This window comes from Streptomyces sp. NPDC050743, assembly GCF_044456925.1.
Taxonomy (GTDB): Bacteria; Actinomycetota; Actinomycetes; order Streptomycetales; family Streptomycetaceae; genus Streptomyces.
Map to the genome: position 1 here is coordinate 1 of NZ_JBITGJ010000216.1, position 6,470 is coordinate 6,470.

Genomic DNA, 6,470 nt, shown 5'->3' on the forward strand with positions numbered 1-6,470 from the left:
GACGAGAACTCCGGCACCTTGCACACCACCACCTCAAGATCGCAAGCGGCAAACATCCAGGTCAGACACGTGATCGCTTGGAAAACAGCTTCTGACACGCGGAGGACAGAACATGGGATCCGACGTTGACGTGCTGGTCGTCGGTGCTGGTCCAGCGGGGTTGCTGCTCGCAGGTGACCTGGCCGAGGCCGGAGTGCGCTGCACCGTCGTGGAACGCCGAGAAGGGGAATCCCAGCTGACACGCGCATTCGCCGTTCACGCCCGAACGATGGAGCAACTGGACGCCCGCGGCCTGGCCGACGACCTGCTGCTGACCGGCCTCCGCAACCCGATCTTGCAATTCCTGCGGATCGATCTGTCGCACCTACCGACCCGTTACCCCCACGTGCTCGTGACGCCCCAGTACAACACCGAGCGACTGCTCCTGTCCCGCGCCCTGACACACGGCGTGAACATCATGCGGGCCCACGAAGTGACCGGCCTCCAGCAAGACCCGAGCGGTGTCGACGTCACCGTGAAGACACCAGCCGGCACTGAACACAGCCTGCGCGCAGACTTCGTCGTCGGCGCAGACGGACGAAACAGCTGCGTGCGCCAGTCCCTCGGCCTCCCATTCCCCGGCCGCTCCGCCGTTCGCTCCATGATGCTCGCAGACGTCCGGATGGCTGATCCGCCGAAGAAGCCGCCCACCGTCGCAGCGACCGGAGACGCCTTCGCCATTGTCGTCCCGTTCGGCGACGGCTGGTTCAGGGTCATGGCCTGGAACCGCCACCACCCCATGCCCGACAACGCATCGGTCGATCTGGAAGAAATCAAAGACGTCGCCCGCCAGGCGCTCGGCAGCGACTTCGGCATGCACGACCCTCGCTGGCTCTCCAGATTCCACAGCGACGAACGCCAGTCACCCCGCTACCGAGTAGGCCGAGTATTCCTCGTCGGCGACGCCGCCCACGTCCATTCCCCGGCTGGCGGCATGGGCCTCAACACCAGCATCCAGGACTCCGCAAACCTGAGCTGGAAACTCGCAGCCGTTCAGCGTGGCCGCGCACCAGACACCCTGCTCGACACCTATCAGAACGAACGGCACCCCGTGGGACACCGGGTTCTGCGGATGAGCGGAGCACTGCTCCGCGGCGTCCTCACCACACCACGGGCATTGTGCGGCCTCCGTGACTTGTCAGCGCGTACGGTGCTGCAAACCCCACCAGTGGCCCGACGACTGGCCATGGCAATCTCGGGAATCGACATTTCCTACGCCGCCGCGGCCGGCGCGCATCCCCTCGTCGGCAAGCGGGCACCTGACGTCCCCCTCAGCGACGGACGCAGACTCTACGAAGCCCTCCGTAAGCGACGGTTCGTCCTTGTCACACCGTCCGACACGGAGCGCTTCCCCTCACTGATCACAGAGTGGGCCGGCGAGGTGGAGATCGTATCCCCGAAGGGCGCTACCAAAAAGAGTGTTCTGGTCAGACCAGACGCCTATATCGCATGGGCCATCTCGGACGAGTCACCTGAACATCGCATCGACGCGGCCCGTCAAGCATTGACCGAATGGTGCGGCACACAGGGCTCCAGCTCTGTAGCCCCTTCACCCGACTAGGGTCTGTCGTCAAATGATCTTGAGTGGTGGATCATGGTCGGGTGATACGTCGCCATGAACTGTCCGATGCCGAATGGGAGTTCGTCCGGCCACTGCTGCCCGTGTCGTCGCGTGGGCGCAAGCGGCCCGACGACCGCAGGGTCCTCAACGGGATCGTGTGGAAGTTCCGTACAGGCACGGCCTGGCGGGACGTGCCCGAGCGGTACGGGTCGTGGGCCACGCTGCACACCCGTTTTCGCCGGTGGGCGGCGGACGGCACGTTCGAGCGGATGCTCCGCGCCGCCCAGGTCCGGGCGGACGCCGTCGGTGACATCGACTGGCTGGTGTCGGTCGACTCCACGATCGTCCGCGCCCACCAGCATGCCACCGGTGCTCGAAAAGGGGGCTCCGCAACCCGGCGCTCGGACGCTCCCGAGGCGGCCTGCCGAGTAGCCGGGAGGGATCTCACCTCCCGGCTCTCACAGATCCGTGCGTAACAGTCTCCCGTTACACGGCTCTTGTCGTTCTGTTCGTCAGGTCATCACGGCTGCAACGGTGTAGCGCCAGTGTGCGAACATGCGGGGGAATCGACGGGCGATCTCCTGCATCTTCGCAATGGCTTTCCGTTCAGCCGCCAACCGTTTGTACTTCTGGCGGATCCAGCGCACCAGGTAGGCGTTGATGCGCATCAAGAAGGAATTCAGTGGACGTTAAGTCCGTTTCTGGTAGCGACCTCGTCCGGGTTGGGTGAGGAAGCCTTGTCGGACGAGGCGTCCCAGGCGGCTGCGGGTGACGTTGACGGTCGCATCGTCGGTGGGCATGCCGAGGAGTTCGTGCAGCTCGCGGGCTCGAAATGCCCGGCCGGGGTGCTGGTTGAAGGCGTTCACGATGGCCTGGTAGGCGGTGTTCGTCTCGGGCGGATCGGGCTCGGTCCCGGGCGGGATGCGTTCGGCGATGATCTTCCGGGTGGTGGCCAGGTCTGCGAGTCGCGCTTCGGTCTCGGCCAGAGCGGCGGTCAAGTGGTCGATCTGATTGCGTAGTTCACCGGCGCGGGCCGTGGTTTTGTCGTGCTGGTCCTGGAGGTCCGCCAGGAGCTCGCTGATGTTCACGCGGCCAGCCCGAGGGTGTCGCGCCAGGTGGGGGCGGGTGTGGTGAGGCGGCGGGCCATGTTGGCGATGGAAGCCCAGTAGACGCGCGAGGCGGAGGTGTCGGGGCGGTGGTCGTACTCGCGGGCCAGGCGGCGGTGCAGCATCAACGTGCCGTTGACCTGCTCCACGATCCACCTCTTCGGTTGCGGAACGAAGCCTTTGCCCTGGTCTGCGGGGTTGCGGCGGACGACCTCGACGTCGATGTCCAGCAGGGCGCCGTGGATGAGGACCTCGTCCTTGAAGCCCTGGTCCACCAGGGCCTTCTCCAGACGCATCCCGCACCGCTCGGCCGCCTGATCGAGCAGGGCAGTGCCGGCGGCGTTGTCATGGGCGGAGGCGGCCAGCACCACGACGCCGACGATCAGCCCCAGAACGTCGACGGCCAGTCCCCGCTTGCGCCCCGACACCTTCTTGTTGGCGTCCAGTCCCGTCGTGGTCTTCGGGACACCCGCGGCCGCGCGGACGGACTGGGTGTCGATGATCACCAGGGACGGGTCCTCTAGGGTCTGTCCGGCGGATCTTGCCGGGCTCTCCCTGAGCACAGCCGGTGCTGTGGCACTTGACGGTGCTTCCGATCAATTGAGTCGACACCCGTTCCGAGCTGCGGGAAACTCCTCGCGATGACTCAACGAACCGACACGCCTCCCACGTGGGACGAGCGTACGCAGCTGGCCACCTTCCTGGACTACGCCCGTGATACCGCGCGAGCCAAGTGTGAGGGCGTATCCGCCGAAGATGCTCGCAAGGCCCCACTCCCGAGTTCACCGCTGATGACGTTGTGCGGGCTGATCAATCATCTGCGGTGGGTCGAGTACTACTGGTTCCAAGTGATGTTCCTGGGCGAGGAGCTTGCGGGGCCGCTCACCGAGGCGACCGACGATGATCCCGATCCTGAGATGCGGACAGCAGTCGACATCCCGTTGCCCCAGCTTCTCGCCGAGTACGAGGAGCAGAGTGCCCGCTACCGTCGCCTGGTGTCCGACCACGAGCTGAACTCAACGGCCAAGCGTCCCATCAGCGACGGCCGCCACGTCGATCTCCGCTGGGTGATCCTCCACCTCATTGAGGAGACGTCCCGCCACAACGGCCACCTCGACGTCGTGCGTGAGCTCGTCGACGGGCGGACCGGCGCCTGAGATCTGTCGTGCGGGTCACGATCGGAGCCAGAGCCAGAGCCGGATCGAGGCGAGGGTGACGGTGCCGTGGAACACATAGGCGCGCTTGTCGAACCTGGTGGCCACGGCGCGGGAGTTCTTGAGTGCCAAGATGGTCCGTTCGACTTCGTTCCTGCGCTTGTAGATCGTCTTGTCGAAGCCGGCGGGCCGTCCGCCCTTGCTGCCGCGGCGTTTGCGGTTGGCTCGCTGGTTCTTCGGCTCGGGGATGGTGTGCTTGATCTGCCGTCTGCGCAGGTAACGGCGGTTGCGGCGGGAGGAATACGCCTTGTCACCGCCGAGGTGGTCCGGGCGGGTGCGGGGGCGTCCGCCGCCGAGGCGGCCGACACGGATGCGTTCCATGACGGGGATGAACTGCGGGGCATCGCCCCACTGGCCTGGAGTGATCAGCAGGGCCAGGGGACGGCGCCCGCCTTCCCCAGCCAGATGGATCTTGCAGGTGAGGCCGCCCCGGGAGCGTCCGAGCCCCTCGTCGGGACGGTGTTGCCGGGGCGCGCGCCTTTTCCCGATCTGCGGGGGCCTCTTGCGTGCTCCGGCCGCGTGCTGGTGGGCTCGGCAGGTGGTGGAGTCCACCGACACCATCGACCAGTCGATGCTGCCCTGGGCATCCGCGTCGGCCAGGACGGCCGCGAAGAGCCTGTCCCACGTGCCGTCCGCTGACCAACGTCTGTGCCGCTCATACACGGTCTTCCACTTCCCGAACCGCGCAGGCAGATCCCGCCACGGCATCCCGGTCCGGTTCCGGTGCAGGATCCCGTTGATGATCCTGCGGTGACTGGCCCAACGACCGACGCGCTGCCCAGCCTTGGGCAGATGCGGCTTCAGCCGGGCCCACTCCTCGTTCGTGAGATCTCCCCGCCCCATGGACAAGCCAACGGACGGAAGCGCGAGAAGTCACATGATCCGCCGGACAGGCCCTAATCGCCGGGCTCTCTCCCGCACCTGGCAGCGCAGGAGTTCGGAGATCTGCTGGTCGAGCCCGTCCTGGCGCCACAGGCCGAAGTAGTAGAACACCGCCGACCAGGACGGCAGATCATGCGGGAGGTAGCGCCACTGGCAGCCCGTCCGGTTCTGGTAGAAGATCGCGTTCACGACCTCCCGCAGATCGCAGGACCCGGGATCTCCGGTCGCTGACCGCGCCACCCTCTCCTGCTTCCAGGCCGTGATCATCGGCTCGATCAACGCCCACTGCTCGTCCGATAAGTCGCTGGGGTACGGCTCTCGCTCCATGCCCGCATCTCAGCATGCGCATGCCCAGCAGATGGCCTGCGCGACGATCAGTACCTCGATCGAGCGATCACGAACCGAGGAAGATCGGACTTAACGTCCACTCAGTTCCCACGGCCTGAACCGGCCGTAGTCGGTTCAACGTCTCACGCTCGTCATCGGTCAGCACCAGCTCGGCCTTCGGCCGTCCCGTCCTCGCCACCCGGCCATCATGCCGAACCGCCGAGGACTTACGCAGCGAATTCCCGACTCAGGACACTAGGGAGCCGCCTGCCTCGGCCCAGGCGAGGTGGTGGCGTACCTGGTTAAGGAGCGCTTTGCGCTCTGGCGGGCCGTAGGAGGTGCATTCCCGGGTGGCCGGGTCGACGACGCGGACCGTGCTGTCGGGGCCGCTGCACAGCAGGGCCCGCTCGATGGGCGCAAGGCCCAGGCCGAGTGCGTCGCAGCCCTGGTCGCGGATGAGCCGGACAAGGCCGGCCACCACCGCCTCCCAGTCGCCGACCTCGCCCCAGTGGGCGCCGCCGCCCAGTTCGTGGGTGAGCGTGGCCAGCGGCACGATCTCGCCCGGCCGGCGGCCTGTCACCAGCCGGCGGTGGATGCGCATCCCGTCGGGCTGCTTGATGCGGGGGTGGAGCAGACAGGCCGCGGCGACGACGGAGGTGTTGAACTCCCGGGCGGGCAGCGGGTAGTACGGTTCGTGCGCGAACAGCAGATACAGGGACATGCCCGTCGGCTGGTGGCCGTCTGGCACACGCTCGTGCTCTACCGGGACCGGCGGCTTGCTCGGCTCGTTCATACGTTGCTTCCTTCCGCAGGTCGGGTCGACGCGGTGGTGCACGTGGTGCAGCGGCCGTCGCCGCCGGGGCGGGCGCGCCGCGGTGTCGGCCCGGGGCAGGCGCGGCAGGGCGGCCAGCCGAGGCAGGCCGGGCAGAGGTCCTCGCCCGGCGCGGTGGCGGGAACGCCGCAGCCGGCGCACTCCACAAGGGCCCGGTAGGTCAGGGCCTCGGTCACGGTGCGGGCGGCCGTCGTCGTGGACCGGTGGGTGGCCGTGAGCGTCCGCGGCTCGTCGCTAGGAGCCGCCTTGTGGTGGCCAGCCATGGCAGTGGGTGGCGGGTAGGCCTGGGCGGCTCGCAGGCGGGCGGCGATGATCGCGCCGACCGTGGTGCGCACCGGGCTGGGCAAGGGCCGGTCTGCGATGACATGGCGCAGCTCCTCAGCTCTCCAGCCGGCCTGAAGCATCACCGTCACGACGCGGCCTTGATCGGTCAGCGCCTGCCCGGTCAGCAGCAGCTCAGGGCGCAAGGCTCCGAGTTCGAGCAGCAGCCGGATCCCTGGGTGCATCGC

At 67.3% G+C, this 6,470-nt stretch carries 7 protein-coding genes and 3 pseudogenes; 3 read left to right on the plus strand and 7 right to left on the minus strand.

Going from position 1 to position 6,470, the window contains the following annotated elements:
• Positions 1 to 112: 112 nt before the first annotated feature.
• Positions 113 to 1,600 carry an FAD-dependent monooxygenase gene (locus ACIBJF_RS51305; protein WP_399184780.1) on the plus strand — a complete coding sequence of 496 codons (1,488 nt, stop codon included), beginning with the start codon at positions 113 to 115 and terminating at the stop codon, positions 1,598 to 1,600.
• A gap of 41 nt (positions 1,601 to 1,641) precedes the next feature.
• Complete coding sequence (locus ACIBJF_RS51310) at positions 1,642 to 2,076, plus strand: IS5 family transposase (RefSeq protein WP_399184781.1); 435 nt, start codon at positions 1,642 to 1,644, stop codon at positions 2,074 to 2,076.
• 36 nt (positions 2,077 to 2,112) lie between these two features.
• Here ACIBJF_RS51310 and ACIBJF_RS51315 read toward each other — a convergent pair whose 3' ends face one another.
• The 3 genes and pseudogenes from ACIBJF_RS51315 to ACIBJF_RS51325 all read right to left on the minus strand — a co-directional run.
• Positions 2,113 to 2,268, minus strand: coding sequence for a hypothetical protein (locus ACIBJF_RS51315; RefSeq protein WP_399184782.1), 156 nt, complete (start codon positions 2,266 to 2,268; stop codon positions 2,113 to 2,115).
• Positions 2,269 to 2,289: 21 nt separating this feature from the next.
• Positions 2,290 to 2,688 carry a hypothetical protein gene (locus ACIBJF_RS51320; RefSeq protein ID WP_399184783.1) on the minus strand — a complete coding sequence of 133 codons (399 nt, stop codon included), beginning with the start codon at positions 2,686 to 2,688 and terminating at the stop codon, positions 2,290 to 2,292.
• Positions 2,685 to 3,233 (minus strand): annotated as a pseudogene (locus ACIBJF_RS51325) (transposase); the annotation flags it as partial. The gene ACIBJF_RS51320 and the pseudogene ACIBJF_RS51325, both read right to left, overlap by 4 nt.
• Before the next feature lie 114 nt (positions 3,234 to 3,347).
• Between ACIBJF_RS51325 and ACIBJF_RS51330 the strand changes: the two are divergent.
• Positions 3,348 to 3,863, plus strand: coding sequence for a DinB family protein (locus ACIBJF_RS51330; protein WP_388569024.1), 516 nt, complete (start codon positions 3,348 to 3,350; stop codon positions 3,861 to 3,863).
• 15 nt (positions 3,864 to 3,878) lie between these two features.
• On the opposite strand, the gene ACIBJF_RS51335 is transcribed toward ACIBJF_RS51330, so the two are convergent.
• The 4 genes and pseudogenes from ACIBJF_RS51335 to ACIBJF_RS51350 form a co-directional block, all read right to left on the minus strand.
• Complete coding sequence (locus tag ACIBJF_RS51335) at positions 3,879 to 4,763, minus strand: IS5 family transposase (RefSeq protein ID WP_399184784.1); 885 nt, start codon at positions 4,761 to 4,763, stop codon at positions 3,879 to 3,881.
• Positions 4,764 to 4,817: 54 nt separating this feature from the next.
• Positions 4,818 to 5,129, minus strand: a pseudogene (locus tag ACIBJF_RS51340) (transposase); the annotation flags it as partial.
• Between the two features lie 247 nt (positions 5,130 to 5,376).
• Positions 5,377 to 5,922 carry a hypothetical protein gene (locus tag ACIBJF_RS51345; protein ID WP_399184785.1) on the minus strand — a complete coding sequence of 182 codons (546 nt, stop codon included), beginning with the start codon at positions 5,920 to 5,922 and terminating at the stop codon, positions 5,377 to 5,379.
• A pseudogene (locus ACIBJF_RS51350) lies at positions 5,919 to 6,470 on the minus strand (hypothetical protein); the annotation flags it as partial. The gene ACIBJF_RS51345 and the pseudogene ACIBJF_RS51350, both read right to left, overlap by 4 nt.